26 protein-coding genes are annotated in these 26,504 nt (G+C 62.2%); 14 read left to right on the top strand and 12 right to left on the bottom strand.

Going from position 1 to position 26,504, the window contains the following annotated elements; all coding sequences use genetic code 11:
* Positions 1-83 precede the first annotated feature (83 nt).
* On the top strand, positions 84-824 hold the full coding sequence (phnF, locus tag ACMGE0_RS16155) for a phosphonate metabolism transcriptional regulator PhnF (RefSeq protein ID WP_436816890.1): 741 nt from the start codon (positions 84-86) through the stop codon (positions 822-824).
* On the opposite strand, the gene ACMGE0_RS16160 is transcribed toward phnF, so the two are convergent.
* From ACMGE0_RS16160 to mepA, 9 genes are all read right to left on the bottom strand, one after another.
* Positions 825-1,106: a type II toxin-antitoxin system RelE/ParE family toxin gene (locus ACMGE0_RS16160; protein WP_436816891.1), complete on the bottom strand. Its 282-nt coding sequence runs from the start codon at positions 1,104-1,106 to the stop codon at positions 825-827. It abuts the gene before it with no gap.
* Entirely contained in the window at positions 1,103-1,381 is a 279-nt protein-coding gene (locus ACMGE0_RS16165) for a CopG family ribbon-helix-helix protein (protein ID WP_436816892.1), read from the bottom strand. Before ACMGE0_RS16165 ends, ACMGE0_RS16160 begins: the two co-directional genes overlap by 4 nt.
* Positions 1,382-1,444: 63 nt before the next feature.
* Positions 1,445-2,080 carry a 2,3-bisphosphoglycerate-dependent phosphoglycerate mutase gene (locus ACMGE0_RS16170; protein ID WP_436816893.1) on the bottom strand — a complete coding sequence of 212 codons (636 nt, stop codon included), beginning with the start codon at positions 2,078-2,080 and terminating at the stop codon, positions 1,445-1,447.
* 25 nt (positions 2,081-2,105) lie between these two features.
* Positions 2,106-2,924: a 4-hydroxy-tetrahydrodipicolinate reductase gene (dapB, locus tag ACMGE0_RS16175; protein ID WP_436816894.1), complete on the bottom strand. Its 819-nt coding sequence runs from the start codon at positions 2,922-2,924 to the stop codon at positions 2,106-2,108.
* 23 nt (positions 2,925-2,947) lie between these two features.
* Positions 2,948-4,765, bottom strand: a complete 1,818-nt coding sequence (locus tag ACMGE0_RS16180; protein WP_436816895.1) for an ABC transporter ATP-binding protein — start codon at positions 4,763-4,765, stop codon at positions 2,948-2,950.
* A gap of 140 nt (positions 4,766-4,905) precedes the next feature.
* The gene (locus ACMGE0_RS16185; RefSeq protein ID WP_436816896.1) at positions 4,906-5,289 is read right to left on the bottom strand and encodes a hypothetical protein; all 384 of its coding nucleotides are present in this window, start codon (positions 5,287-5,289) and stop codon (positions 4,906-4,908) included.
* A 24-nt stretch (positions 5,290-5,313) separates the two neighbouring features.
* A complete protein-coding gene (locus ACMGE0_RS16190; protein ID WP_436816897.1) occupies positions 5,314-6,336 on the bottom strand; it encodes a glucokinase in 1,023 nt (340 codons plus the stop codon).
* An 8-nt stretch (positions 6,337-6,344) separates the two neighbouring features.
* On the bottom strand, positions 6,345-6,725 hold the full coding sequence (locus tag ACMGE0_RS16195; RefSeq protein ID WP_436816898.1) for a methylglyoxal synthase: 381 nt from the start codon (positions 6,723-6,725) through the stop codon (positions 6,345-6,347).
* A 119-nt stretch (positions 6,726-6,844) separates the two neighbouring features.
* Complete coding sequence (gene mepA, locus ACMGE0_RS16200) at positions 6,845-7,897, bottom strand: penicillin-insensitive murein endopeptidase (RefSeq protein WP_436816899.1); 1,053 nt, start codon at positions 7,895-7,897, stop codon at positions 6,845-6,847.
* Between the two features lie 194 nt (positions 7,898-8,091).
* Here mepA and ACMGE0_RS16205 point away from each other — a divergent pair, with 194 nt between their 5' ends.
* The 7 genes from ACMGE0_RS16205 (at position 8,092) to pncB (ending at position 16,812) form a co-directional block, all read left to right on the top strand.
* Positions 8,092-9,927, top strand: coding sequence for an extracellular solute-binding protein (locus tag ACMGE0_RS16205; protein ID WP_436816900.1), 1,836 nt, complete (start codon positions 8,092-8,094; stop codon positions 9,925-9,927).
* Between the two features lie 132 nt (positions 9,928-10,059).
* Positions 10,060-11,142: a microcin C ABC transporter permease YejB gene (locus ACMGE0_RS16210; protein WP_436816901.1), complete on the top strand. Its 1,083-nt coding sequence runs from the start codon at positions 10,060-10,062 to the stop codon at positions 11,140-11,142.
* Positions 11,142-12,290 (top strand): ABC transporter permease, encoded by a 1,149-nt coding sequence (locus tag ACMGE0_RS16215; protein WP_436816902.1) that lies wholly within the window; start codon positions 11,142-11,144, stop codon positions 12,288-12,290. The genes ACMGE0_RS16210 and ACMGE0_RS16215 overlap by 1 nt, the downstream gene beginning before the upstream one ends.
* A 4-nt stretch (positions 12,291-12,294) precedes the next feature.
* Positions 12,295-13,923 (top strand): ABC transporter ATP-binding protein, encoded by a 1,629-nt coding sequence (locus ACMGE0_RS16220; protein ID WP_436816903.1) that lies wholly within the window; start codon positions 12,295-12,297, stop codon positions 13,921-13,923.
* A 45-nt stretch (positions 13,924-13,968) separates the two neighbouring features.
* Complete coding sequence (locus ACMGE0_RS16225) at positions 13,969-14,919, top strand: 2-hydroxyacid dehydrogenase (protein ID WP_436816904.1); 951 nt, start codon at positions 13,969-13,971, stop codon at positions 14,917-14,919.
* An 81-nt stretch (positions 14,920-15,000) separates the two neighbouring features.
* Entirely contained in the window at positions 15,001-15,339 is a 339-nt protein-coding gene (locus tag ACMGE0_RS16230) for a flagellar basal body-associated FliL family protein (protein WP_436816905.1), read from the top strand.
* Positions 15,340-15,507: 168 nt separating this feature from the next.
* Positions 15,508-16,812: a nicotinate phosphoribosyltransferase gene (gene pncB / locus ACMGE0_RS16235; RefSeq protein ID WP_436816906.1), complete on the top strand. Its 1,305-nt coding sequence runs from the start codon at positions 15,508-15,510 to the stop codon at positions 16,810-16,812.
* Positions 16,813-16,820: 8 nt separating this feature from the next.
* On the opposite strand, the gene ACMGE0_RS16240 is transcribed toward pncB, so the two are convergent.
* On the bottom strand, positions 16,821-17,375 hold the full coding sequence (locus ACMGE0_RS16240) for a methyltransferase family protein (RefSeq protein WP_436816907.1): 555 nt from the start codon (positions 17,373-17,375) through the stop codon (positions 16,821-16,823).
* 157 nt (positions 17,376-17,532) lie between these two features.
* On the opposite strand from ACMGE0_RS16240, the gene ACMGE0_RS16245 reads away from it, so the two are divergent.
* The 3 genes from ACMGE0_RS16245 (at position 17,533) to ACMGE0_RS16255 (ending at position 19,970) form a co-directional block, all read left to right on the top strand.
* Positions 17,533-18,381, top strand: coding sequence for an alpha/beta fold hydrolase (locus ACMGE0_RS16245; protein ID WP_436816908.1), 849 nt, complete (start codon positions 17,533-17,535; stop codon positions 18,379-18,381).
* A 98-nt stretch (positions 18,382-18,479) separates the two neighbouring features.
* Entirely contained in the window at positions 18,480-18,875 is a 396-nt protein-coding gene (locus ACMGE0_RS16250) for a response regulator (RefSeq protein WP_436816909.1), read from the top strand.
* A gap of 87 nt (positions 18,876-18,962) precedes the next feature.
* Positions 18,963-19,970, top strand: coding sequence for an NAD-dependent epimerase/dehydratase family protein (locus tag ACMGE0_RS16255; RefSeq protein WP_436816910.1), 1,008 nt, complete (start codon positions 18,963-18,965; stop codon positions 19,968-19,970).
* A 43-nt stretch (positions 19,971-20,013) separates the two neighbouring features.
* On the opposite strand, the gene ACMGE0_RS16260 is transcribed toward ACMGE0_RS16255, so the two are convergent.
* Both ACMGE0_RS16260 and ACMGE0_RS16265 read right to left on the bottom strand, forming a co-directional pair.
* On the bottom strand, positions 20,014-21,441 hold the full coding sequence (locus ACMGE0_RS16260; protein ID WP_436816911.1) for a mannose-1-phosphate guanylyltransferase/mannose-6-phosphate isomerase: 1,428 nt from the start codon (positions 21,439-21,441) through the stop codon (positions 20,014-20,016).
* 3 nt (positions 21,442-21,444) lie between these two features.
* A complete protein-coding gene (locus ACMGE0_RS16265; protein WP_436816912.1) occupies positions 21,445-22,890 on the bottom strand; it encodes a phosphomannomutase in 1,446 nt (481 codons plus the stop codon).
* Between the two features lie 295 nt (positions 22,891-23,185).
* On the opposite strand from ACMGE0_RS16265, the gene ACMGE0_RS16270 reads away from it, so the two are divergent.
* The 3 genes from ACMGE0_RS16270 to ACMGE0_RS16280 all read left to right on the top strand — a co-directional run bounded on the left by ACMGE0_RS16270 (position 23,186) and on the right by ACMGE0_RS16280 (position 26,473).
* A complete protein-coding gene (locus tag ACMGE0_RS16270; RefSeq protein ID WP_436816913.1) occupies positions 23,186-23,527 on the top strand; it encodes a hypothetical protein in 342 nt (113 codons plus the stop codon).
* Positions 23,528-23,953: 426 nt separating this feature from the next.
* A complete protein-coding gene (locus tag ACMGE0_RS16275) occupies positions 23,954-25,435 on the top strand; it encodes a lipopolysaccharide biosynthesis protein (protein ID WP_436816914.1) in 1,482 nt (493 codons plus the stop codon).
* A gap of 39 nt (positions 25,436-25,474) precedes the next feature.
* Entirely contained in the window at positions 25,475-26,473 is a 999-nt protein-coding gene (locus tag ACMGE0_RS16280) for a polysaccharide pyruvyl transferase family protein (RefSeq protein WP_436816915.1), read from the top strand.
* Positions 26,474-26,504 lie beyond the last annotated feature (31 nt).

Consider the following 26,504-nt stretch of genomic DNA (forward strand, 5'->3'; position numbering starts at 1 on the left):
TGCCAAGCCCTCAAATGTCTATTAATATAGACAACCATACAAATCACATTATTCATAACTCTCGGATATAACAAGCGTGTGACATGGACGCGGGACAGATAAACGTCCAACGGCAGAACGGAGTGGCTCTCTGGCGGCAGATCGCCGACCGCATCCGTACGTCGATCTCCGACGGTGAATATGACGCCACCGGCAAGGTACCCCCGGAATTCACGCTTGCGGCGCAGTTCGGCGTCAACCGCCACACTGTGCGGAGCGCGCTTGCCGCCCTGGCCCAGGAAGGCATCGTCCGCCCGGTGCAGGGACGCGGCACGCTGATTGTCCGCAAGGAGCGTCTCAATTTTCCGATTTCCCGGCGCACCCGGTTCAGCCAGGGGATCGGCGATCAGGCACGGGAGAAGGAGGGGCTGCTCCTCCGTTCGGCGGAAGAGCCGGCATCGGCCGATCTTGCGGCGCGCCTCAATATTCCCGAGGGCGCCGTGGTCATCCGGCTGGAGGCGCTGAGGAAGGCGGACCGGCGCCCGGTCTCCCGCTCCACCAACTGGTTTCCGGCCGAACGGTTTGCCGGCATCAAGGAGGCCTATCAGGCGAGCGGCTCGATCACCGTCGCGTTCCGGACGCTGGGCCTTTTCGATTACCTGCGTGTTTCGACTGAGATCACCGCGACTCATGCCGATGGGGCGGATCTCGCCGATCTGCAATTGTCGCCGGGCGCCATCATTCTCGTGGCCCGCGCGCTGAACACCGATCCGGAGGGCGTTCCGGTGCAATACGCCGTCAGTCGTTTCCCGGCCGATATGGTTCAGTTCACCATCGAGAATTGATCAGTCACTCGGTGGCCATTGGCGCGCAGTGTGGATGACATTGAGGATGCGCACAGCATCCTCCTTGACGTCATAGATCAGTAAATAGCTGGGATGGGCGAGCAGTTCGCGCGTATCTGTGACACGGCCTGCGCGGCCGGATAGCGGATGGCGCGTCAGTTGATCCGCTGCTTTCCTGAACTGATGATCCATGGCAACGGCTGCGATCGGATTTTCACGTCGGATGTAGTCAAAGATAGCTCGACGGTCGAGACGGGCTTGCCGTGTCCAGAAAAGCTTCATTGAGCAGAGGACTTTCGCACCTCTTCGCGTAATGCAGCGAACTCGGCTTCAACGTCCTCTCCCGAGATCAGGTCGCCGGCATCGGCTGAAGCAATCGCCTTCTGTACCTTTTGGTGAAACCATTTATCGTATTCTGCAGCTTGCTGCCGCTGGACATAATCACGCATGAAAGCACGCAACAATTGTGCGTCGGTTTGATCCTGTGCTTTCGCTGCTTCGCTGAATGCCGCCTTCAGCTCTTCCTCGACGCGAAACGTGAATGTCGCTTCAGCCATAGCTCGATCCATGTATTTGTAGTGCCTAAACACGATAACACATGGATCGTTCAAAGCTAAGATTCAATGCGCGCCGGACATGTCGCCGAGGACGTCCTTGGAGACGACGGTCGAGTCGGCGTTGAGTTTGTAGACCATCGGTACGCCGGTCGCGAGGTTGAGCTTGAGGATCTCCTCCTTGCTCAGCCGATCGAGCACCATCACCAGCGCGCGCAGCGAATTGCCGTGAGCCGCGACCAAGACCTTCTGGCCGCGCAGCACGCGGGGCAGGATTTCCGTCATGTAATAGGGCCAGACGCGGGCGCCGGTGTCGCGCAGGCTTTCGCCGCCGGGCGGCGGCACATCGTAGGAACGGCGCCAGATATGCACCTGCTCCTCGCCCCACTTGGCGCGTGCGTCGTCCTTGTTGAGGCCGGAAAGGTCGCCGTAGTCGCGTTCGTTGAGCGCCTGGTCGCGGATCGTCTCGAGGTCCGGCTGGCCGACCTTTTCAAGCACGATGCGGCAGGTCTCCTGGGCCCGCTTCAATGCGGAGGTGAAGGCGATGTCGAATTTGATGCCGGTGTCGGCGAGCGCCTGGCCGCCCGTCTCTGCTTCCCGGATGCCGAGGGGGGTGAGCTCCACGTCACGCCAGCCGGTGAACAGGTTTTTCAGGTTCCAGTCGCTCTGGCCGTGGCGAACAAGGACAAGGGTTCCGCTCATGCGATCAATTCCTCCGGGATGATGTTCAGGAAAGCCCGAGCACGTCGAGCATGGAATAGAAACCGGGCTTCTTGTCGCGTGCCCAGAGCGCCGCCGCCACCGCGCCGCGCGCGAAGATCGAGCGGTCGCGCGCGCTGTGCGAGAGCGTCACGAGCTCTCCCTCCGCCGCAAGCATGACGGAGTGGTCGCCAACGACCGAGCCGCCGCGCAGCGTCGCGAAGCCGATCGTGCCGGCGGGCCGCGGACCGGTATGGCCGTCGCGCACGCGAACGGATTGGCTGGCGAGATCGATGCCCCGCCCCCTGGCCGCCGCTTCGCCGAGGAGCAGCGCGGTGCCGGACGGCGCATCGACCTTGTGCTTGTGGTGCATTTCCACGATCTCGATGTCCCATCCCGCAGCAGGCAGGGCTTTCGCTGCCTGTTCGACGAGCACGCCGAGCAGGTTGACGCCCAGGCTCATATTGCCGGATTTGACGACGCGCGCATGACGGGCGGCCGCCTTGAACTTTTCCTCGTCCTCCGCCGAGCAGCCCGTGGTGCCGATCACGTGCACGATACGCGCCTGCGCCGCAAGGCCGGCAAAGGTGACGCTGCCCGCCGGCGCGGTGAAATCGAGCACGCCTTCGGCATCGAGGAACGCCTTGAGCGGATCGGTGGTGACGGGAATGCCGAGCGTTCCGACGCCGGCAATCTCGCCCGCGTCCTTGCCGACGAAGGCTGATCCTTCTCGTTCGATGGCGGCGTGCAGCGTCACGCCGCCCGTTTCGTGGATCACGCGGATGAGGGCCTGGCCCATCCGGCCCGCCGCGCCAACCACCACGAATTTCATGTCATTTGCGGTCATGTCCGGCGCAGTCCTTATGTTCGTCAGGCGCTCTCTTCGGGCGATTGCAGATTGTTGAGACGAGCGTAAAGACCGTCCTTGCGCTGCGCAAGCACCTCGTGGGTGCCTTCTTCCACGACGCGGCCCTCATTCATGACGATGATCTTGTCCGCCTTGACGACCGTCGAGAGGCGATGGGCGATGACGATCACGGTCCGCCCGCGCATGGCGGTGTCCAGCGCCTTCTGCACGGCGGCTTCCGACTCGTTGTCGAGGGCGGAGGTCGCTTCGTCAAGGAGCAGGATCGGCGCGTCGCGGACGAGCGCCCGCGCGATCGAAAGACGCTGGCGCTGCCCGCCGGACAGCGTCACGCCGTTCTCGCCGACCGGTGTGTCGTAGCCCCACGGCTGAGCGAGGATGAAATCATGCGCGTAAGCCAGCCGCGCGGCTTCTTCGACTTCCGCATCCGTCGCATCCGGACGGCCGTAGCGGATGTTGTCGCGGATCGTACCTTCGAAAAGATAGGGTTGCTGCGAGACATAGGCGAGCTGGTGGCGCAGCGATGCCTTGGTGACGTCCGCAATGTCCTGTCCGTCGATCAGGATCTGGCCTTCGGTAGCATCGTAGAAGCGCGGGATGAGGTTGATGATCGTCGATTTGCCGGCGCCTGATGGGCCAACCAGTGCCGTCGTCTTCCCGCCCTCCGCGATCATATCGACGCCGTGCAGGATGGGGCCGCCGCTGGCGTAGGAGAAGACGACGTTCTTCAGTTCGATGCGCGCATGAGTGACGACGAGGTCCTTCGCATCGGGCTTTTCGCGCTGGTGCGGCTGCATGTCGAGCAGCGCGTAGATCATCTGCGCATTGACGACAGCGCGGTCGAGCTGGACCTGCAGCTTGGCAAGCCGGCGGGCCGGGTCGTAGGCCATCAGAAGCGCGGTGACGAAGGCGAAGAAGGCCCCCGGCGGCACGTCGTTGTAGATCGACCGGAAGGCGGCGTAGGCAAGCACGCTGGAGATCGCCAGCCCCGCGAAGGTTTCGGTGAGCGGCGAGGTGCGTTCCGAGAGACGGGCGATACGGTTGGCACGCCGCTCGGCCGTGCTGATGATGCCGTTGACCTTCCGCTCGAGCTCGTTCTCCATGGTGAAGGCCTTGACGATGGCGATTCCCTGGGCCGTTTCCTGCATCGCGCCGAGCACGCGGCTGTTGACCTCGACCGCTTCCCGGGTTGCGGCGCGCAGGCGACGCGAGACGTAGCGCAGCGCATAGAGAAGCGGCGGAGCGACCGCGAAGACGATCAGCGACAGGATCCAGTCCTTGGCGACCATCACCCCGATCAGCGAGATCATCGTCAGGAAGTCGCGCGCCGTCGAGGTGACCGTCAGATTGAGCACGTCGCGGATGCCGTTGACGTTCTGGCTGATCTGTGCGGCCAGATGCGCCGATCGTGCCTCCGCGAAAAAGCCGACCGAAAGCGTCATCAGATGCGAATAAAGCCGGCGCTGATAGCGCGCGACGATGTTGTTGCCGATCTTCGCCAGCGTCACCGCCTGCCCGTAGGTCGCCAGGCCGCGCAGGATGAAAGCGGCGAGGATCGCTCCGCAGATCAGCCAGACGACATCGGCGCGCCGGTTGGCGAAGGCTTCGTTGACGACGGATTCCATGATCCAGGCGGTGAACGCCGTGGTGCCCGCCACAACCACCAGACAGAAGATTGCGAAGGCATATCCACGGATGTGGTCCCGGCCGTTTTCGGCGATCACCCGCTTCAATACGGCAACGACCGTGTTCGGATCGACTTGTCGCTTTTTATCCTTGGCAGCTCTCAAAAGGGTTTCCCGTTTCGGCACGGACGCCGACATTTCCTTGTGCGGCGCGTATTAAACGCTGAAAGACGCTTTTGAAAGCCGCCAGGACCAAGATTCGGGATAGCTGTTGCATTCCGGCATGGGTAAGACAGGGGTTGGGACTTTCCAATCTCGATTACCGCTCGCCTTCCTGGTTACGAACCGCGGAGAACTTTGGCCATGGTGGTGGTGAGTTCGCCCTGGCTGAAACTCTGCACGTCCTTATAGGTCAGGCGGCCGGAAGCTATGGCATTGTAATACCGCTGGCAGACGATCCGCGGATTTTTGGTGTCGGTGGCATTTGCAAACCATCCGAGCGCCTCGCGCATTTCGGCATTCCAATCGAGCGGCTTGCCGACGCAATCTTCAATCGCTTTCGCTCGCAATGTCGGGTTCGATTTCAATGCCGCTACGATATCCTTGAACTCTTTTTCAGTCGTGCAGCTCGCAAAGCCTGCGCAGATCGCGACAATGCCTAGCGCACGAAAAATATTAGAAAACATGCGGATAGCCCCTTGATGATGGGGAACCGTGTCCACCAAAAAGGCCGGAAAGGCAAGAGGTTACTTGAGCCAGCGGCGGCCATCCATCGCGATCCCGTAGGCTGCGGGCGTTCGGGCAAAGCTTGCGAGGCCGGCGAGTGCTGCCTGCGGATGGGTCACCACGAAGGTCGGGATCGTGCCCATCAGTTCCGTATGCGGCGCCTTGTCCTCGAAGGCGGCGCGGAACTCGGGGCCTTTGAGGGCCGGGATGATCTTCTGGGAAATGCCGCCGGCGAGATAGACGCCGCCGCGCGCCATGAAGATCAGCGCCATGTCGCCCGCCACGCGGCCGAGATAGGTGGCAAAGAGCGCAAGCGTTTCGACGGCCTGCGGGTTCGCGCCGCTGAGGCCATGCGCGGTGATGTCGGCAGGATCGGAAAACGCCGGCGCCAGCCCGTCGGCGGCGCAGACGGCCTGATAGATGTTCACGACACCGCGGCCGCTGAGGATCTCTTCGGCGGAAACGCGGCCTTCTATTCTTCTGAGATGCGGAAAGATCTCGAAATCCCGCTCCGAGCGCGGACCGACATCCACATGGCCGCCTTCGCCGGGCACCGGGAACCACATGTGCCGGGCATAGACGAGGCCGGCGACGCCGAGGCCCGTTCCCGGCCCGAGAACGACGCGGGAGGCCATGTGCGGCTCGCTGTTCTTGCCGAGCGCCTCGCGGTATTCGTCCGGGAGCGCTGCGACGGCAAGCGCCTGCGCCTCGAAATCGTTGACGACCAGCACGTCCTCGAAGCCGAGGTCCGCGATCATCGCCTTCGGCCGTACGATCCAGTCGCAATTCGTAAGGTCGATCTCGTCTCCGTCGATCGGTCCGGCGATGGCGAGAATGGCAGACCGCGGCTGCACGGAGGTCTTGTCGAGCACCACGTTCTGGATCGCTTCGTCGATCGTGGGGTAATCGGCGGTCCGGACATTCGGGAACGGCTTCGGCTCCGCATAGGCGTCGATGAGGATGGAGAAGCGGGCATTGGTCCCGCCGATATCGCCGATCAGGATCGGAAAGGGCAGCTTTTCGGTCTTCATGCCATCGGCCATCGGGGAGCTCAGTCCTTCTGAAAGTCGATCAGTTTCTCGGCGGTGGCGCGGTTGAGCGCCATCGGTATGTCGTAGACGGTCGCAAGCCTTGTCAGCGCCTTCACGTCGACGTCATGGGGAAGCGCGCTCAACGGGTCGATGAAGAAGATCAGCATGTCGACCTCGCCGGTGGCGATCATCGCGCCGATCTGCTGGTCGCCGCCGAGCGGTCCGCTCTTCAGCCGCGTGACTTCAAGCTCCGGACAGGCATCCTGGACCCGCCCGCCGGTCGTGCCGGTCGCGACGATGCGGAAGCGCGACAGCGCCGCCTGGTGGTGGCGGGCGAAATCCGCCATGTCGTCCTTCTTCTGGTCGTGCGCGATGAGCGCGATGCAGGGCTTGGCCGACATGTCCTTCGTGTCCTCGCCAGGAACGGTTTCAATCGATTTGCACTGCTTCTAGCGTGCCGCTTCGTCCTTGGGAAGGTGGCGGAGAGGCCGGCGCTTTCAACAGCCGGCCTAAATCGTGATTATTGCAGCGGGCGCGGTGTCGGGATCGGCACGGCCATGGATGCCGACAGGGGCTCGCCGATGATCGCCTCGATATTCTCTGCAGGGGAAGGCGCGGCAGGCTGGGACGTATAGGCCATGGCGCTGCCGCCGAATGTAGCATCCTCTTCCGGGCGGGAAGGGGCGGCCAGCACGGCCGCGCAGGCCTTCGGCAGATCGGACAGCATCACCGGACGCGGCTTGACCGGCTTCTTGTTGGGGTCGGGCTTCGGCGGCGCCCAGGGCTCCTTGGTGAACCACCAGGCGAGCGACTTGTCGCAGCCGTCGCCCTTGGCGACCGGAGCCTGCCGCTGGCAGTTCGCTGCGCCTGCGGGGCAATGGATGCGGATGTGGAAATGCTCGTCGTGGCCGTAGATCGGCCGCACCTTGCCGAGCAGGCTGCGGTCGCCGGTCCAGGTCTCGCAGAGCTTCTTCTTGATCGCCGGATTGACGAAGACCCGCTCCACCTGCGGGTAACTTGCTGCCTGCATGACGACATTGGCATGGGTATTCGTCCAGCGCCGCGGATCGACGGTCAGGAATTTGCTTTTGTCGAGCATGGAGGTGAAGGGCAGGTCCTCGCGCTGCTGTGCGGTCAGGGGCTGGGCGGGCTTCGGCGTGAACCATATGTCCGCATCGAGCCCGATTTGATGCGAGGCATGGCCAGTGAGCATCGGACCGCCGCGCGGCTGCGAGATGTCGCCGACGAGTATGCCCGATCCCCAGCCGAGCTTCGCGGTGTCACGGGAGAACCGTTCCAGAAGCGCGATCATTTCCGGGTTGCCCCAGCGGCGGTTTCGCGAAAGCCGCATCGCCTGCCAGGTGGGCCCGTCGGTGGGTAGCGCCATGGCGCCCGACATGCAGCCCTTGGCGTAGAAGCCGAGCGGCTCCGCCTCGGTCCTGCTTGGCAGCTTCACGGCGCCGAAGATCTGTTTTGCCGGCGTGCCTTCCTGCGCCCCGGAGGTCCCGGCGAAAGCGCCGCAGAGAAAAACGGCTGCAACAAGCCGTAGAATTTTACCAGAAATCGATGCCATGCCGTCCACCGCAAATCACGTGATCACCCCGAATCTACCGTGAAACGGAATTTTGGTGAAATGGAGATGCGGGAGGATCTTCGTTTTTGCGGAGATAAACGCCGGATAAAACGGATGTGAGCGGGGAACTCCTGTTTTTTGCCTGCTTTTGCCTTATGCTTCGCCGCAACAAAGAACTCGAAAAGGGGTAGCGAATGGTCTTGGCTCGGCTGAAGATAGGCTTCGCAATCGTTCTGGCGGCGGTCGTCGCAGTATCGTCCGCTTCGGCTCAGGAGCCGAAATGGCGCCATGGCATGGCCATCGTCGGCGACCTGAAGCTGCCGGAGGACTTCAAGCAGCTCCCCTACGTCGATGCGGACGCGCCGAAGGCCGGCGAGCTTCGTCTGGCTGAGGAAGGCACGTTCGACAACCTCAACCCCGTCATCGACCGGGGTGCCCCGGCGGCGGGTCTCGGGGTGATCTTCGATACCCTCATGAAGCGGTCCGAAGACGAGGTCTTCGGCACCTATGGCCTTCTGGCGGAGGCAGTGTCCTATCCGGACGACATGTCGTCGGTGACGTTCCGTTTGCGGCAGGAGGCGAAATGGCCCGACGGCCAGCCGGTCACCCCGGAGGACGTGATTTTCAGCATGGAGAGGCTGAAGGAACACAGTGCCTTCTATTCCGGCTATTACCGCCACGTCACCGGCGTGGAGAAGACCGGCGATCGCGAAGTGACGTTCCGCTTCGATGAAAAGAACAACCGCGAGCTGCCCTCCATCGTGGGTGACTTCCCCGTTCTGCCGAAACATTGGTGGGAAGGTCAGGATGCGCAGGGCAAGCAGCGCGACATTTCCCGCACGACGCTTGAGCCGCCGATGGGGTCCGGCCCTTACAGGATCGCATCCGTGCAGCCCGGTTCCGGCATACGCTATCAACTGCGGGACGACTATTGGGGCAAGGACCTGCCGATCAATATCGGACAGAACAATTTCCGGACGATAAGCTACACCTATTTTTCCGATTTCGAGGTCGAGTTCGAAGCCTTCCGCGCCGGCACCATCGATTATCGCCAGGAAAACAGCTCGAGCCGCTGGGCGACGCGCTACGATTTCGATGCGGTCAAGAACGGCCGCGTCACGAAGGAAGCGCTGACGAACCCCTTCAAGGCCACTGGCATCATGCAGGCCATGGTGCCGAACATGCGCCGGGATATGTTCAAGGATGCCCGCGTTCGCCAGGCGCTGAACTATGCCTTCGACTTCGAGGACATGAACAAGAATCTCGCCTATGGCGGCCTGAAGCGCGTCGACAGTTTCTTCTGGGGGACGGAGCTCGCATCCTCGGGCCTGCCGCAGGGCCGCGAATTGGAGTTCTTGCAGGAACTGAAGGACAAGGTGCCGCCGGAGGTCTTCACCACGCCCTATGCAAATCCGGTCGGCGGCGATCCGCAGAAGGTGCGCGACAATCTGCGCAAGGCGGTGGGCCTGTTCAAGGAAGCCGGTTGGGAACTGAAGGGCAACCGGATGGTCAATACCAAGACCGGCCAGCCGATGAGCTTCGAGATCCTGCTCAACAGTCCCTCGCTGGAGCGCTCCGTCAACCCGTTCGTCGCCAGCCTGAAGAAGATCGGCGTCGATGCGCGCATCCGGACGGTCGATGCCTCGCAATACATTAACCGGACCAGAAGCTTCGACTACGACGTGATCTGGGCGGTGTGGGGGCAGACCATGAATCCCGGCAACGAACAGGCGGAATATTGGGGTTCAGAATCCGTGAACCGGCAGGGATCGCGCAATTATGCAGGGATTGCCGATCCGGCGGTTGACGCCCTGATCCGCAAGATCGTCTTCGCGCCCAGCCGGGAGGATCAGATCGCCGCGATCAAGGCCATGGATCGCGTGCTCCTGGCCAACCACTACGTCGTCCCGCTCTTCTATTCCGGCGAGGCGAAGGTCGCCTACTGGAATACGATCAGGCATCCCGACAAATTGCCGGAATATGGGATAGGGTTCCCCGACATATGGTCGGCAAGGCAGGCCTCCAACTGAGGAGGCTTGCGCCACGCACCCCCAACTGGTCCAAATGACCGGATTGATTCGCACAAAAAATAAGGAACGCCGATTGATCCTCGCGCAGACACGCGGTGAAACACAGCCAGCGACGACAGGCAGGAAATTCTGATGGGCGCCTATATCATCCGCCGTCTCCTGCTGATGATACCGACCATCGTCGGCATCATGGCGATCTCCTTCCTCGTCGTGCAGTTCGCGCCGGGCGGCCCGGTAGAGCAGGTGATCGCCCAAATCCAGGGGCAGAATGCCGGCGACCGGCTTTCCGGCGCCGGCAATGATCTTGCGATGCAGGGCGGGGGAGAGGAGTCCCGATACCGCGGCGCCCAGGGTCTCGATCCCGAGTTCATCAAGAAGCTCGAACAGCAGTTCGGCTTCGACAAGCCGCCGCTGACCCGGTTTCTCGAGATGATGTGGAATTACATCCGCTTCGATTTCGGCGAGAGCTTCTTCCGCAACACGTCCGTCCTGGATCTGATCATCGACAAGTTGCCGGTTTCGATCTCGCTCGGCTTCTGGATCCTGATCGTATCCTACCTGATCTCTATCCCTCTCGGCATTCGCAAGGCGGTGAAGGACGGATCGACCTTCGACGTCTGGACCTCCGGCGTCATCATCATCGGCTATGCCGTTCCGAGCTTCCTTTTCGGCATCCTGCTGATCGTGCTCTTCGCCGGCGGCTCCTTCCTCGACTGGTTCCCGCTGCGCGGCCTCGTCTCGGACAATTTCTCCGAACTCTCCTGGTGGGAGAAGATCGTCGACTACTTCTGGCACCTGACGCTGCCGCTGATCGCGCTGTCGCTTTCCGCCTTCGCGACCACGACCTTGCTGACCAAGAATTCCTTCATCGACGAGATCAAGAAGCAGTATGTGACGACCGCCCGCGCCAAGGGCCTCAACGAGCGGCAGGTGCTTTACGGTCATGTCTTCCGCAATGCCATGCTGATCGTCATCGCCGGTTTTCCGGGCGCCTTCATCTCCGCCTTCTTCACGGGCTCGCTCCTGATCGAGAACATCTTCTCGCTGGATGGGCTGGGAAGGCTCGGCTACCTCGCGGTCATCAACCGCGACTACCCGATCGTCTTCGGCACGCTTTACATTTTCTCGCTGATGGGCCTCGTCGTCAGCCTCATCTCGGACCTGATCTACACCTGGATCGACCCGCGCATCGATTTCGAGCGGAGGGATGTCTGATGGAGGCTCCCGTCGCAAAGACTGCCGCCGATGTCGCCCCGCCGCAGAAGCGTCCCTGGATTTCGCCCACCAATCGCCGGCGGCTCGCCAATTTCCGGGCCAACAAGCGCGGTTACTGGTCCTTCTGGATCTTCATGGTCCTCTTCGTGCTCAGCCTGCTCGCGGAATTCATCGCCAACGACCGGCCGATCGTCGCCTCCTATAAGGGCGAGATCCTCTATCCGGTCTTCGTCGATTATCCGGAGGAGAAATTCGGCGGCTTCCTGGCGACCACCGACTACCGCTCGGACTTCATCCAGCAGGAGATCGAGGCGAACGGCTGGATGATCTGGCCGCCGATCCGCTATTCCTACCAGACGGTCAATTCCAACATCCCCCATTCGGCACCCACCGAGCCGTTCTGGCTGATGGAGAAGGAGGACCGCTGCAAGGCCTATCCCCAGGGCGACCAGGACCCGAACTGCATCCTCGGCAACTTGAACTGGCTCGGCACCGACGACCAGGCGCGCGACGTGACCGCCCGGATGATCTACGGCTTCCGCATCTCGGTCCTGTTCGGCCTCGCGCTGACCATCTGCTCGGCGCTGATCGGCGTCACCGCCGGTGCGATCCAGGGCTATTTCGGGGGGTGGACGGACCTGCTGTTCCAGCGCTTCATCGAGATCTGGTCGTCCATGCCGGTGCTCTACATCCTGCTGATCATCGCATCGATCCTGCCGCCCGGCTTCTTCATCCTGCTCGGCATCTTGCTCTTGTTCTCCTGGGTCGGTTTCGTCGGCGTCGTGCGCGCGGAATTCCTGCGGGCGCGCAATTTCGAATATGTCCGGGCGGCCCGGGCGCTCGGCGTCGGCAACTGGACGATCATGTTCCGCCACCTTCTGCCGAACGCCATGGTCGCGACACTGACCTTCCTGCCGTTCATCCTGTCGGGTTCGATCGCGACGCTGACGTCGCTCGATTTCCTTGGGTTCGGCCTGCCCCCGGGCTCGCCGTCGCTGGGGGAAATGATTTCGCAGGGCAAGAACAACCTTCAGGCGCCATGGCTCGGCTTCACCGCCTTCTTCACCATGTCGATCATGCTGTCGCTGCTGATCTTCATCGGCGAGGCCGTGCGCGACGCCTTCGACCCCAGAAAGACGTTCGGGTGAGCCGATGACAGACCCCCTGCTTTCCATCCGTGATCTGTCGGTCGCCTTTCACCAGGGCGGGGACATGTCGCTCGCGGTCGACAAGGTCTCTTTCGACATCTTTCCGGGCGAGGTGATGGCGCTGGTCGGCGAATCCGGCTCGGGCAAGTCGGTGACGGCCAACTCCATCCTGAAGCTGCTGCCCTATCCCTCCGCCAGCCATCCCTCGGGCGAAATCGTCTTCGACGGCAGGGACCTCTTGAAGGCCTCGGAACCCGAGCTGCGCCGGGTGCGCGGCGACGACATCACCATGATCTTCCAGGAGCCGATGACCTCGCTCAATCCGCTCCACACGATCGAAAAGCAGGTCGGCGAGATCCTTGAGTTGCATCACGGCATCACCGGCCAGACGGCGCGCACGCGTACGCTGGAACTCTTGAACCAGGTAGGCATCCGCGAGCCGGAAAAACGGCTGAAAGCCTATCCGCACGAGCTTTCCGGCGGCCAGCGCCAGCGCGTCATGATCGCCATGGCGCTTGCCAACCGCCCGAAGCTCCTGATCGCGGACGAGCCGACGACGGCGCTCGACGTCACGGTCCAGGCGCAGATCCTCGATCTCCTGCGCGGTCTCAAAGGCGAGCACGGCATGTCCATGCTGTTCATCACCCATGACCTCGGCATCGTCCGCAAATTCGCCGATCGGGTCTGCGTCATGACCAAGGGCAAGATCGTCGAGACGGGCACGGTCGAGGACGTTTTCACCAATCCGAAGCATGCCTACACCAGGCATCTGCTCTCGTCCGAACCACGCGGTGAGCCGCCGCCGCTCGATCCCTCCAAGCCGGTGGTGATGGAAGGTAAGGACATCCGCGTCTGGTTCCCGATAAAGAGCGGTCTGCTTCGCAAGGTCGTCGATCACGTGAAGGCGGTGGACGGCGTCGATCTGACGCTGCGTGCCGGGGAGACGCTCGGCGTCGTCGGCGAATCCGGCTCCGGCAAGACGACGCTCGGGCTGGCGCTCGCCCGCCTCATCTCGTCGGAAGGCCGCATCGCCTTCATCGGCAACGAGATCGACAAGTTCTCCTTCAAGGAGATGCGGCCGTTCCGCGACCGGCTGCAGGTCGTCTTTCAGGATCCCTACGGGTCGCTCAGCCCCCGCATGTCGGTCGGCGAGATCGTCGCGGAAGGACTGAAGGTCCATGAAAGTGCGCTTTCGGCCGATCAACGGGATGAGCGCGTCGCCTGGGCGCTGACGGAGGTCGGCCTCGATCCGGCGACCCGCTGGCGTTATCCGCACGAATTTTCCGGCGGCCAGCGGCAGCGCATCGCGATCGCCCGCGCCATGGTGCTGAAACCGCGCTTCGTCATGCTCGACGAACCGACCTCGGCGCTCGACATGACCGTGCAGGCACAGGTGGTCGATCTATTGCGCGACCTGCAGAAGAAGCACGATCTCGCCTATCTTTTCATCAGCCACGACCTCAAGGTGGTGAAGGCGCTTGCCAACCATGTCATCGTCATGCGGCTTGGCAAGGTGGTGGAGGAGGGGCCGGCGGAGCAGATCTTCCAGGCGCCGAAGGAAGACTATACCCGCGCACTGATGGTCGCCGCCTTCGATCTCGAAGCCGTCGAAACCGCGGCCATCAGCCAGTAATCGTCAAAGGCCAGTCACTAAAGGCCAGTCACTAAAGGTAAGTTCATGTCTGCGAAGAAGCCGGTGGTCGTCGACCTCAAGTTCGAACGCCGCGAGGTGGATGCCGCGCTCGCCAATGCTTTTGCCGGCCGGCCGGTGCTGCATGCCTCCGATTCCGGTCGCGACCTTTCGGAAGCGCGTTACGCCGTCATCTGGAAGCCGGAGCCGAACCTCTTTCAGCGGGCGCCGAAGCTGGAAGTTCTGTTTTCGGGTGGCGCGGGCGTCGATCATATCCTCGCCATGCCCGGCTTGCCGGATATCCCGATCGTCCGTTTCGTGGATGAGAGCCTGACGACCCGCATGAGCGAATGGGTGGTGCTGCAGGCCCTCAGCCATCTGCGGCAGGTGCCGGCCTATCTGAAGCAGCAGCGGGAGCGTCGATGGCGGGAGCTTTCGCAGCCGGAGGCCAAGGACCTCACCGTCGGCGTCATGGGCCTCGGCGTGCTCGGCCTGGATTCGGTGAGAAAGCTCAAGATCATGGGCTTCGACGTCGTCGGCTGGTCGCGCAGCAGGAAGACGATCGAGGGTATCGAGACTTTCGATTCCGACGGGTTGAGCGCCTTCCTGGGCAAGGCCGATATCCTGGTCGGCCTCCTGCCCCTGACGCCGGATACGCGCGGCATCTTCAATGCATCGCTGTTTTCCCGGCTTCGGCAAGGCGGTGCGCTCGGCAAACCGGTCTTCATCAATGCCGGCCGCGGCGGCAGCCAGGTGGAGGCCGATCTCATCGCGGCGCTTGAAACGGGCGTTCTCGGAGGTGCGTCGCTCGATGTCTTCGAGAAGGAACCGCTGCCGGCGGACAGCCCGCTCTGGGCGATGGAGAACGTCATCGTCACGCCGCATGCCGCTTCGGCTTCCGACGTGCGGGCATTGTTCCGCAATGCCGAGGCGCAGATCGATCGTTATGAGGCGGGTGAGCCGCTCCAGCACGTGGTGGACCGCAAGACCGGTTACTGAGACGGCGCGGAACATTCATTTCCTTGAGATCGTTCCTTGTGCATGAGCCGGCGTAATCCGGCCCTCACAAGGAGCGAAATCATGAATACCCGTTTCGATCCCAAGGACGCCGAAAACCGTGATCCGAACCGGATAGGCTCGCCGGCCGAGGAGCCGATGAGCGCCACGGAGGCACGTCAGGGGCGCTGGGGCGCGCCGGTGCTGATGGTGCTGGTTGCCGGCCTCATCCTCGCCATGCTCGCCTGGGGCGGCGCCGAATGGTGGGGCGAGGCCACCGCGCCGCCGGCCGAACAGACCGCGACGCCGCCGGCGGGCAGCACGACGCCGGAAAATCCCAACGCAGCGCCGGGTGCCGATCCTGCAACGCCTCCGGCTCCCACGCCGCCCGCACCGGGCGCGCCGGCCAACAACAACCCGTGAGCCCCCGTGAACCGGGTATCCCTTCGGCCGCGATACGCCGCGGCCGAATTGCGGCTGGACTTCATCTGGTTTTTTTTCGATAAAACTGCCCGGAGGTTGAGCAGCCGTTGCCTCCAGCGCATCGCAGTCGGCGGAGCCGGTCCTTGAGGGATCGGGGCAGGGGCAGGCATGACCAAGACCGATATCGCAACCAGGGTTTACAACCACACCTGGAAGCTTGACCCGATCATCCGCAGCCTGATCGATACGGACTTCTACAAGCTCCTGATGCTGCAGATGATCTGGAAGCTCTATCCGGAGGTCGACGCGACCTTTTCGCTGATCAACCGGACGACCAGCGTCAAGCTTGCGGAGGAGATCGACGAAGGCGCACTTCGCGAGCAGCTCGACCATGCACGAACGGTCGGCCTTTCCAAGAAGGAGATGATCTGGCTCGCGGGTAACACCTTCTACGGCCGCAAGCAGATCTTCGAGCCGGAATTCCTGAACTGGCTCTCCACCTACAAGCTGCCGGAATACGAGCTCTCCAAGCGGGATGGCCAGTACGAGCTTACCTTCCACGGTAAGTGGACTGACACGACCATGTGGGAAATCCCGGCACTCGCCATCATCAACGAACTGCGCTCGCGGTCCGCCATGCGTTCGCTCGGCTATTTCACGCTCGACGTCCTTTACGCCCGTGCCAAGGCGAAGATGTGGGAAAAGGTCGAGCGGCTGCGCATGCTGCCGGGCCTGCGGATATCCGACTTCGGCACCCGCCGCCGCCACAGCTTCCTCTGGCAGCGCTGGTGCGTCGAGGCGCTGAAGGAAGGCATCGGCCCGGCCTTCACGGGCACCAGCAATGTGCTGCTCGCCATGGATTCCGATCTCGAAGCGGTCGGGACCAACGCGCATGAACTGCCGATGGTCGCCGCGGCCCTTGCCCAGACGGACGAGGAGTTGCGCAATGCGCCCTACCAGGTTCTGAAGGACTGGAACCGTCTCTATCACGGCAACCTGCTGATCGTTCTGCCGGATGCCTTCGGCACGGCTGCCTTCCTGCGTGACGCGCCGGATTGGGTGGCCGACTGGACCGGTTTCCGTCCGGACAGCGCGCCGCCCATCGAAGGCGGCGAGAAGATCATCGCCTGGTGGAAGAAGATGGGCCGCGATCCGAAAAGCAAGCTCCTGATCTTCTCCGACGGGCTCGATGTCGATGCGATCATCGACACCTACAAGCATTTCGAGGGGCGGGTGCGCATGAGCTTCGGCTGGGGCACCAACCTCACCAACGATTTCGCCGGCTGCGCCCCGCGCGAGATCGCAGGCCTCATGCCGATCTCGATCGTCTGCAAGGTGAGCGAGGCGAACGGCCGCCCGGCCGTGAAGCTCTCGGACAATCCGCGCAAGGCGACCGGCGATCCCGCCGAGGTGGAGCGCTACCTGAAATTCTTCGGCCAGGAGGACCGGGTCGATCAGGCGGTGTTCGTTTGATCCCGCGGTCACTCGCCGCCGATGCGGGGAGTGAAGAAGCCAGTCTTGCGTTTGTATTGCCGGTATTCGTCGGCCAGTTGCGAGGCCTCGAAATTGCGCTCCTCCATTCTCGCCGCGGTCACGTAGAGGATCGCGAAGAAGATCACCGGAAATGGGGACCAGATCGACCAGCAGGCGACCGCCCATCCGGTCCAGAACATCAGATAGGAACTGTAGAAGGGATGGCGGAGATAGCGGTAAGGGCCTTCCGAGACGATGCCGTGCGGCAGGGTGGGATCGAAGGCGAAGCGCAGGCTCGCCCGGCGTGAAGCCCAGATCGCCCACCAGAAGAGCGCGGCGGCGGCGATCTCCAGGATCAGGCCGACGACCTGTGCCCAGAGCACCTGCGGTCCCGTCCAGGTCAGATAGAGGAAAAGCACTGCGGTCAGGATCACGCCGGCGGATACGAGCCGGGCTTTCCAGGTCATGCCGGCGGATGTGAAGTGGTTCTTGAGCGACCAGGTATAGAAGCCGATGATCGTGAGACTGGTAATCGTGATGACGACATCGAATATGGTTTGCATATAGCTCTTATCCCCGCAGCCGCCGAAAGCTAACGGTCCATTCATGCTGTTGCAAGACGGATCGATGCTTCTTTCCGGCGTTTAAGGGTTTCTTTGCGAAAGAGGTACAGGCTTCCCGCGAACCTGGCCGATGGCGGCGGGCGGCAGCGTGAAAACGATGGAACATAGACTAGATACCCGGCATGGGCGCATCCATGTGAGCGATACGGAAGGCACGGGCCTGCCGTTGCTGTTCCTGCATGGATCCTCCACCTCCCGCCATGTTTTCGAGCGGCAATACCATCCGAGGCTTCTGGAGAAGGCGCGCATCCTGGCGCTCGACCTGCCGGGACATGGCGCATCCGACGATGCGCGGGATCCCGAGCGCGCCTACATGCTGACCGGTCTTGTCGACACCGTCGAGGACGTCCTCGCCAATCTCGGCGTCCGCCGTCTTGTCGTATTCGGCTGGTCGCTCGGCGGTCATCTTGCGATCGAGATGATGGCCCGCAGCCATTCGGTAGAGGGGGTTCTGATCGCCGGAACGCCGCCGGTCGCTCCCGGCTTGATCGGCATGCTGCGGGGTTTTCATCCCTCTTTCGACCTCATGCTCGCCTCGAAGCCCAACTGGTCGGAACGGGACATCGACCGCTTCGAAGATAGCTGCTTCGGCCATGCCGCGACGCCGGATATCCACGCGGGGCTCCTCCGTGCGGACGGCCGGCTGCGGGCGGTGGTGTCCCGAAGCCTGCTGCACGGCGACGGTCACAACCAGCGCCGGGCGGTGCTGGAAGCCGGCGTGCCGGTGTTCCTGGTCAACGGCGCGGACGATCCGTTCATCCGCCAGAGCTACATGGCCGGCTTCGAGGATCGCACCCGCGACCATTGCGTCGAACTGATCGAAGGCGCCGGACACGCATCGTTTCTCGAGAAGCCGGAGGCATTCAACGCGATTCTGGAGCGCTTTATCGATACGGTCGTCGCAAGACGCGCCATGCGCGCCCCGCGGGTGGCATCGTCTTCCTGAGACGTTGCGATCAAAAAAGCGGCATCGGATCCGCGGTTGCCATTGCCAAGAGGCGGGGGGAATCTATTTGCCTCCTTAGACTCGGGAGGATTTTGGCCGTGGAATACCGTTTCCTGATCGTCGAAGACAGCTTGCTGGTGGCGATGGATATCGAAGATGCGATCCACCGCAGCGGCCATGACGTGGTCGGCATTGCGCCTGACATGGCGATGGCGCTGAACTACACCCGTGATACGGATATAGCCTTCGTCGACGTCCGCCTTGCCGATGGCGAAACCGGTCCCGAGATCGCGCGCGCACTGGCCGAATACGGTATCGTGGTGATCATGATCACCGGCAATCCCAGCCTGGTGGCGTCCGATTCCTCCGGTATCTTGGGCGTCATGCCGAAGCCGCTCACCGACGAGGCTTCGATGGACCTGATCCAGTTCGCCGTCGACCGCAAGAACGGCCGCCCGGGAACGCCGCCCGCAAGATTGCGGCTTTTCCATTGAAATCTTACCTCTTCCGCCGTCGAAATAGCTGTCCAATCCCAGGATGACAGTTTATGGGATCGATTACAGATCGCAGCGGGCTCATAGATGCGTTACTTCATTACCGGAACGGCAGGCTTTATCGGTTTCCACGTGGCGCGGCGCCTGTTGGAGGAAGGCCACGAGGTTCTGGGCTTCGACGGCATGACGCCCTATTACAGCCTGCGCCTCAAGGAGGCCCGCAACGCAGCGCTGGTGCAGTTTCCGGCATTCCGTCCGGTTGTCGGCATGCTGGAGGACAAGCCGCTCCTCGAAAACGCCGTCGCCGGTTTCAAGCCGGATGTCCTGATCCACCTCGCTGCCCAGGCCGGCGTGCGCTACAGCCTCGAGAACCCCAAGGCCTATCTGGATTCCAATCTGGTCGGCTCGTGGAACATTCTCGAAATCGCGCGAAACCATGGGATCGGCCATCTCATGCTGGCCTCGACCTCCTCGGTCTACGGCGCCAATCCGGAGGTCCCCTTCCGCGAAACCGACAAGGCCGACGAGCCTTTGACCTTCTATGCGGCGAGCAAGAAGGCGATGGAACTGATGGCCCACAGCTACGCGCATCTCTACAAGGTCCCGACCACCGCATTCCGCTTCTTCACCGTCTACGGCCCCTGGGGCCGGCCGGACATGGCGCTCTTCAAGTTCGTCAAGGCGATGATCGAGGATCGCGAGATCGAGATCTACGGCGAAGGCAGGATGAGCCGGGACTTCACCTATATCGACGATCTGGTGGATTCGATCGTCGACCTGTCGCGGATCCGGCCGGGCGAAGACAATCGCGTCGCCGGGATCGACACGCTGTCCCATCAGGCGCCGTTCCGGGTGGTCAATATCGGCGGCGGCCAGCCCGCCGGTCTTCTGGATTTCGTCGAGACCATCGAGCGGATCATGGGAAAGCCCGCCAAGCGCAAGATGCTGCCGATGCAGAAGGGAGACGTGCCGAGGACCTTTGCGAGCCCCGACCTTCTCGTCGCGCTCACCGGCAGGAAGCCCGAGACGGGCCTGGAAGAGGGCGTGAAGGCCTTCGTCCGGTGGTACCTGGACCATCGGGACGAGATCGGCTGATCCAACGCGAAGCTCTGAGACGGCCGCGAGCGCGACGGTCGGCTCAGCCTCTCCCGAATTCGTCGACGATGCGGATGATGTCGTCCTCGCCGAGATAGGAACCGGTCTGGACCTCGATCATTTCGAGCATGATCTTGCCGGGGTTCGCCAGCCGATGCACCTCGCCCTGCGGAATGTAGGCGGATTCGTTCTCGCGGACGATCTTCGTTTCCTCGCCGATCGTCACCTCCGCTGTGCCCTTGACGCAGATCCAGTGTTCCGAGCGGTGATGATGCTTCTGCAGCGACAGCTTCTTGCCGGGGGTGACGAAGAGCCGCTTGACCTGGAAACGGTCGCCGTTGAGCACCGAGGTATAACCGCCCCAGGGACGGTATGAGGTCGGGTGGGTTTCGGTGAGCGCGGCGGTCGCTCGTGTCGCGGCGAGCTGCTTGACCAGCCTGCCGACATCCTGGCTGTCTTCCAGGCGCCCGACATAGACGGCGTCCTCGCTGGCGATGACGGCCACCCCGTCCAGCCCCTGTACGGCCAGGTGGCTGGTGCGCGACATCACGAGCGAATTCCTCGTATTGACCAGCGTCGCCTTGCCGGACGCGACATTGCCCGCCTCGTCGCGGGTGCCGAGCTTCCAGACCGCATCCCAACTGCCGAGATCCGACCAAGTGAAGGAGGCGGGCACGACCGCCGCATTGGAGGTCTTCTCCATGATCGCATAGTCGACGGAGATATCCGGGCTTGCTGAAAAGGCGTCCTGATCGAGGCGGGTGAAGTCGAGGTCGCCGGCGGCCTTGGCGACGGCGGCGCGCGCGGCCTTCTCGACTTCGGGTGCGTAGACGGTCATTTCCTTCAGCACCTGGCCGGCCTTGAACATGAAGATGCCGGAGTTCCAGGCAAATCCGCCGGCTTCGAGCATGCGCTCCGCCTCCGGCAGCGCCGGCTTCTCGACGAAGCGCCTGACCGCATGAGCGCCTTCGGGGAGCCTTTCGCCGATCTCGATATAGCCGTAACCGGTGGCCGGCTCGGTCGGGGTGATGCCGAAGGTGACGAGCCTGCCGGAAAGGGCGGTTTCCTGTGCGGTGCGGATCGCGTCGAAATAGCCCTGGTCGGCGACGATCTCGTGATCGGAGGCGAGTACTTGCAGGATCGCCTCTTCGCCGAAGCGGCCGGCGGCGAAAGCGGCCGCGGCGGCTACGGCCGGTGCCGTGTTGCGGGCGACGGGTTCGAGCAGGATGCCGGAAAGCTTGACGCCGAGTTCGCGGGCCTGTTCGGCGACCAGGAAGCGGAAATCCTCGTTGGTGATGACCACCGGCGCCTCATAGAGCGCCTGATCCGAAACGCGCGACAGCGTCGCCTGGAACAGCGTCCGGTCGCCGACGAACTGGATGAACTGTTTTGGTGCGCCGGACCGCGACAGTGGCCATAGCCGCGTCCCCTTGCCGCCGGCCATGATGACGGGGATGATCTTGGCGTTCATCTTCTAAGCTCCAGCTCGTTCGGCGGGCGGCGTCCTGTCCGCCAGCCAGGCTTTGATCAATTCCAGCCCCAGGCTCAACAGGTCCCTGGCAGCCGCTTCCGTTTCGGCCTCTACATAACAGCGCATCTCCGGGGCATTGCCGGAGGGCCGCAAATGTACGATCCGCCCATCCGTAAGTGTTACCCTGAGCCCGTCGATATCGCTTTTGGAGGAGACGGGGGCAATCGGCGCCAGGAAGGCGGCGAGATTGTCGTCCGATTGGCGTAAGTGCGCCATCAGCGCGGCGCTCGCTTCGGTCGGAACATTCTCCAGCCGGTCGGCGGCGGCAAAGGGCAGACGGAATCCGCCGACGATCTGCGACAGCGGCGCCTTCTCCCGCGCGGCAAGCGAAAGTGCGGCAAGCACCGGCAGAAAGCTGTCGCGGGTCGGCAGCGGCTCGAGCACCTTGCCGTTCACCCCAAACGGCGAGGCGGTCAAAAGCCCGCCATTCGCCTCGAAGCCCATGATGCCCGTCTCGCCCGCCTTCAAGGCGTCGAGCATGCCGGCGATCACGTAAGGCGAGCCCACCTTGGTGCGCAGGACGGAAAAATTGCCGGCCTTTTCGAGGCCCGAATTGGAGGTGACCGGCGTCACCACGACCTTCGCCTGCAGAAGCTGTGCGGCAATCAGACCGAGCAAATCGCCGCGCAGCGGCTCCCCCGTCTCGTCGGACACCAGCGGCCGGTCGCCGTCCCCGTCCGCTGAGACGATCGCGTCAAGCCCGTGTTCCCTTGCCCAGCCCTTGAGGAGATAGATCGTCTCAACGGAGACGGCCTCCGTATCGACGGGGATGAACCGTTCGGAGCGGCCGAGCGGCACGACGCTTGCGCCGTAACCTTCAAGGACCTGGACCAGAAGATCGCGGGCGACGGTCGAATGCTGATAGATGCCGACCTTCAGGCCGGCAAGCGCGCCTTTTGGCAGCAGTCCGGCATAGCGGGCGGCAAACAGCGCCTCGGCTTCCGCCGACCGGTCCGGCGCCTCGCCGGGTGTGACGTCTATCTCGCCTTTGTCCAGCTCCGCGGCAATTGCGGTGATCCGCGCCTCGTCCTGCTTGTCTATCTCGCCGTCGGGCCGGTAGAACTTGATGCCGTTGCGGTCGGCGGGGATATGCGAGCCGGTGACCATCAGCGATGCGGCTTGAAGCTTCAGCCCGTAAAGCGCCAGCGCCGGCGTGGGCACCGCGCCGCAATCGACCGGCGACAGCCCGGCCCGCTTCAGCGCTCCGATGCAGGTCGCCGCAATTCCCGGGCTCGAGGCACGGAAGTCGCGCCCCACAAGCACAACATCGCCTGCTCGCGCCGCACCCGTCTCCAGAAGATGCTGAGCAAACGCCGCCGTATAAAGCGAACTCGCACGACCTTCGAGCTCGCTCACAAGTCCTCGAACCCCGCTTGTCCCGAATTTCATGAAATACCCATAAAGAAATATCAGCCCTGATCGTCCTAGTTTATTTTATGTAAAAATAAAGCCGAAGCTAGAGATACCGTTAATCGGCGGCCGTTTGTACAAGCGGTGCTTGAACGGCCATCGAACTCGCCGCATCGTCCAAGGCGCGCGAACGGAGCTTCATCTCGCTCGCGTCGATTGGCCGCCCGTCCGCAATGGTGCTATTCTCTTCGCGCGATCAGGCCCTATCTGACTTGCCTGACGTTTTGATGTCGGCCGGACACGGCTGCCCGGCTCTGCAGGGATGGAGGCCGTTTTGGGAAAGAATTGGGGAGCGAAGATCGCAAAAACAGCCGTTTTTGTCACTCCGCTTGCCGGCCTGATGCTTGTCATGGGCTTCGGTGAGCAGGTCGATGATGATTCGTGTCCGGGAAGCCTTGCCTTCGAGAAGTCCCAGCAGATCGTGGAGCAGCGTCCGGGCGTCGTCGACATGGCCTGGCGAGATTTCCGTTGGGTCGATGACTGCCGCTTCGCCCTGGGCGGCTATGCGGACGTCGCAACCGATCGGGGCGTGAACCGCACGGATTTCGAACTCGTCGTGGCGTTCGATCCGCAGACTCACCGATGGCAGCAGATCAGCCTCTCAATGACGCAATAGGGCCGCCATATCGATGCTCGGATTGCGATCGCCGCAGCGACGTATGCACTTCTCGAATGCGCTCCACAAAACCAACATCATTTCCGGCCAAGGAGTGATCGGGGTCCTCTAGCCTTGGCTTATGGCGCCCCTATATCACCCGCTCGGAGGGGGCGATCATCGTTCGGCACTGAAGTTATCCATCAGGGAGGAGAATATAGATAGGGGGCTCAATGACCGTAGTGCCCAACAGGCAACCCGTGTCTTTCGGATGCGGTTCACAAGCAAGAGCTTGCACATCGTACAAGCGAAATCGGCTGCTTGCGGCAATCTCGCCTGGTCGTATCGGACTGCGGCTCGAAAGGGAGCCGAGAACTTGCGCGAAAGAAGGTAGCTACGGAACGACGCTGCCCACATATGCCCGCTATTGCATCGACGAGGCCAGCCATGAGCATTGCTGACCGGCTGGTGACGGGAAGTCTCTGGGTCACCTTCTCCAGGGTCATTGTCAACGGATTGTCGACGCTCAGTACCATTGTTCTGGCGTGGTATCTCCTGCCCTCGGATTTCGGCTTGGTGGCACTCGCGACAACGATGCTCGCCATCGTCACGACAATTACCGAGCTTTCCCTCAACGAAGCGCTCATTCGTCATGAGGATCCAGGGGAATCCCATTTCAGCGCGGCTTGGACACTGGCGGCGACGCGCGGCCTGATATTGTGCCTCTTGTTCGCCGCATTCGCCTATCCGGCGTCTCTCATCTATGACGAGCCGCGCCTGTTCGACGTTATCCTCGCCTTGAGCCTCAGCCTCTTTATAAACGGCCTTGCGAATCCGCGAAGGGTCATGCTCCAGCGGGAGCTGATTTTCTGGCAGGAGTTCGTATTGAACGTTGCCCAGAAAGTTGCCGGGTTCGTGGCTACCGTCGGCATAGCAGTCGTTTATCACAGCTACTGGGCGCTCGTGATCGGCACTTTGGTCATGCAGGCGACGAATGTTTTGACCTCCTACCTGGTCTTGCCGTTCCGTCCCCGTGTCACCTTCTCCCATATGCGGGAGTTCTTTTCGTTTTCGATCTGGATTACCGCCGGCCAGATCGTCAACACACTCAATTGGCGGTTCGATTACCTGCTCATAGGCAAGCTGCTGAATGGCTCCGCCCTCGGCTATTATTCGCTCGGCGGGCAGCTCGCGATGACGCCCACGCGTGAAGCAACGGCGCCGCTGACCGCCACCATCTATCCCGCGTTCGCCAATGTCCGCCATGATCCGCAGCGTCTGGCGGCCGCCTATCAGCGTACGCAGGCGCTCCTGACGGCCGTCGCATTGCCTGCCGGCATAGGGATGGCAGTCATCGCAGATCCCCTCGTCAGGCTGGTGCTCGGCGACAAATGGCTTCCCGTGATCTTCATCATCCAGGCGCTCGCCTCGGTTTACGCGCTGCAGACGTTGGGCTCTCTCAATCAGCCTCTTGGCATGGCGCTGGGGCATACCCGGACCCTCTTCATCCGTGACACGCAGATGCTTCTCGTGCGGATTCCGGTGATTACGATCGGCCTGGTGTTCTGGGGCCTGCCGGGGCTGATATTCGGCCGGGTGCTCACCGGCCTCTTCAGCGCTTTCGTCAACATGATCATCGTCAAGCGGTTCATCAATGTTTCGGTCGCGGCACAGTTATGGGCAAATTTCAGGGCGCTTGCCAGCTCGGCCATCATGGCCGCGGGCGTCTCGCTTGCTGATCGCTACATGGGAGTTGAGACAACGCAAATGGCGCTGGTTCTGCAGCTCGCAGTCCTCGTTTGCCTTGGAGGCGTTCTCTATTGCGGCTCCAGCATCTTTCTCTGGATGGTCATGGACCGTCCGAATGGTCCGGAGACCGAAGTGAGGAATATCGCCTCCAAGGTGCTCTCCAAAGTCAGTCACGCCTGATCGCAGGCTTGTTTCTTAAAGTGTCGAAAGAGAGGTACGATGTCAGGAGTTCAGCAATCCGAACTTATCACCAGGCTGCAGGACAGAACTCACGATTGCTTGAAGAAGTTCGTCAAGCCTGAGGAGCCGATAGCGATACTGGACTTTCCCGATATCAGGAATTGCGGGGATTCTGCGATCTGGCTGGGGGAAATGGCTTATCTGCAGCATCGGTACGCAAAGCGGCCCGCCTATGTGTGCACGACCGACGATTTTTCGCCCGATGAACTCAAGAGCGCGGCCCCAAATGGTCCCATCTTCATTCATGGGGGCGGCAATTTCGGAGATGTATGGGTGTTCCACCAGGATTTCCGGGAGCGGGTGATGGAGCTGTTTCCCGACCGCCAGATCGTCCAGTTTCCGCAATCGATCCACTACAAGTCCCCCGAACGGCTCGAGCAAAGCAGGCGCGCCATCGCCAGACATAAAAATTTCGTGCTCCTGGTGCGCGATGAGGAATCGTTTCAGTTCGCCCAGGAAAACTTCGATTGCCAGGTGTATCTGTGCCCGGACATGGCCTTCTGCATCGGCAGCATAGAGCCCGATGCGCCGCAATTTCCCGTCCTGGCGATGCTCCGTCAGGACAAGGAGCAGGTCGGCGCGGTCGATTTCTCCGCCTATCCCGACATTCCCAAGGAGGACTGGATCACCGAGAACCGTTCAAGGGTGCGTGTTGCAAAGGCGCTCGGCGCGGCATCTGCACTGCTGCATCTCAGCCCCTCCGAAATGCGGCTGCGCAAACTGGATGCCGCGGCCAACAACCGCTTCCAGCGCGGCATCCGGCAGATTTCCCGCGGCAAGGCCATCGTCACGGATCGCCTGCATGTGCATATCTGCTCGCTTCTCATCGGGCGACGCCACGCGGTGCTCGACAACAATTACGGAAAAATTCGCCGGTTCATGAATGCCTTCTCAGGGGGGACGGATCTATCCTACAAGGCAACTTCGCTCGATGACGGCATCAGATGGGCAAGGGAACAGGCGAGTGTCGCGGCTTGACCGAGCCTGAAGATCGAAACCGGAGGCTGTC

It is taken from the genome of Neorhizobium descurainiae (assembly GCF_051400715.1).
Classification (GTDB): Bacteria; Pseudomonadota; Alphaproteobacteria; order Rhizobiales; family Rhizobiaceae; genus Neorhizobium.

Excerpts from the sequence above, each read along its gene's own strand:
- phnF (WP_436816890.1), top strand. The coding sequence starts at position 84 with ATGGACGCGGGACAGATAAACGTCCAACGGCAGAACGGAGTGGCTCTC.
- ACMGE0_RS16160 (WP_436816891.1), bottom strand. The coding sequence starts at position 1,106 with ATGAAGCTTTTCTGGACACGGCAAGCCCGTCTCGACCGTCGAGCTATC.
- ACMGE0_RS16165 (WP_436816892.1), bottom strand. The coding sequence starts at position 1,381 with ATGGCTGAAGCGACATTCACGTTTCGCGTCGAGGAAGAGCTGAAGGCG.
- ACMGE0_RS16170 (WP_436816893.1), bottom strand. The coding sequence starts at position 2,080 with ATGAGCGGAACCCTTGTCCTTGTTCGCCACGGCCAGAGCGACTGGAAC.
- dapB (WP_436816894.1), bottom strand. The coding sequence starts at position 2,924 with ATGACCGCAAATGACATGAAATTCGTGGTGGTTGGCGCGGCGGGCCGG.
- ACMGE0_RS16180 (WP_436816895.1), bottom strand. The coding sequence starts at position 4,765 with ATGTCGGCGTCCGTGCCGAAACGGGAAACCCTTTTGAGAGCTGCCAAG.
- ACMGE0_RS16190 (WP_436816897.1), bottom strand. The coding sequence starts at position 6,336 with ATGGCCGATGGCATGAAGACCGAAAAGCTGCCCTTTCCGATCCTGATC.
- ACMGE0_RS16195 (WP_436816898.1), bottom strand. The coding sequence starts at position 6,725 with ATGTCGGCCAAGCCCTGCATCGCGCTCATCGCGCACGACCAGAAGAAG.
- mepA (WP_436816899.1), bottom strand. The coding sequence starts at position 7,897 with ATGGCATCGATTTCTGGTAAAATTCTACGGCTTGTTGCAGCCGTTTTT.
- ACMGE0_RS16205 (WP_436816900.1), top strand. The coding sequence starts at position 8,092 with ATGGTCTTGGCTCGGCTGAAGATAGGCTTCGCAATCGTTCTGGCGGCG.
- ACMGE0_RS16210 (WP_436816901.1), top strand. The coding sequence starts at position 10,060 with ATGGGCGCCTATATCATCCGCCGTCTCCTGCTGATGATACCGACCATC.
- ACMGE0_RS16215 (WP_436816902.1), top strand. The coding sequence starts at position 11,142 with ATGGAGGCTCCCGTCGCAAAGACTGCCGCCGATGTCGCCCCGCCGCAG.
- ACMGE0_RS16220 (WP_436816903.1), top strand. The coding sequence starts at position 12,295 with ATGACAGACCCCCTGCTTTCCATCCGTGATCTGTCGGTCGCCTTTCAC.
- ACMGE0_RS16225 (WP_436816904.1), top strand. The coding sequence starts at position 13,969 with ATGTCTGCGAAGAAGCCGGTGGTCGTCGACCTCAAGTTCGAACGCCGC.
- ACMGE0_RS16230 (WP_436816905.1), top strand. The coding sequence starts at position 15,001 with ATGAATACCCGTTTCGATCCCAAGGACGCCGAAAACCGTGATCCGAAC.
- pncB (WP_436816906.1), top strand. The coding sequence starts at position 15,508 with ATGACCAAGACCGATATCGCAACCAGGGTTTACAACCACACCTGGAAG.
- ACMGE0_RS16240 (WP_436816907.1), bottom strand. The coding sequence starts at position 17,375 with ATGCAAACCATATTCGATGTCGTCATCACGATTACCAGTCTCACGATC.
- ACMGE0_RS16245 (WP_436816908.1), top strand. The coding sequence starts at position 17,533 with ATGGAACATAGACTAGATACCCGGCATGGGCGCATCCATGTGAGCGAT.
- ACMGE0_RS16255 (WP_436816910.1), top strand. The coding sequence starts at position 18,963 with ATGCGTTACTTCATTACCGGAACGGCAGGCTTTATCGGTTTCCACGTG.
- ACMGE0_RS16260 (WP_436816911.1), bottom strand. The coding sequence starts at position 21,441 with ATGAACGCCAAGATCATCCCCGTCATCATGGCCGGCGGCAAGGGGACG.
- ACMGE0_RS16265 (WP_436816912.1), bottom strand. The coding sequence starts at position 22,890 with ATGAAATTCGGGACAAGCGGGGTTCGAGGACTTGTGAGCGAGCTCGAA.
- ACMGE0_RS16275 (WP_436816914.1), top strand. The coding sequence starts at position 23,954 with ATGAGCATTGCTGACCGGCTGGTGACGGGAAGTCTCTGGGTCACCTTC.
- ACMGE0_RS16280 (WP_436816915.1), top strand. The coding sequence starts at position 25,475 with ATGTCAGGAGTTCAGCAATCCGAACTTATCACCAGGCTGCAGGACAGA.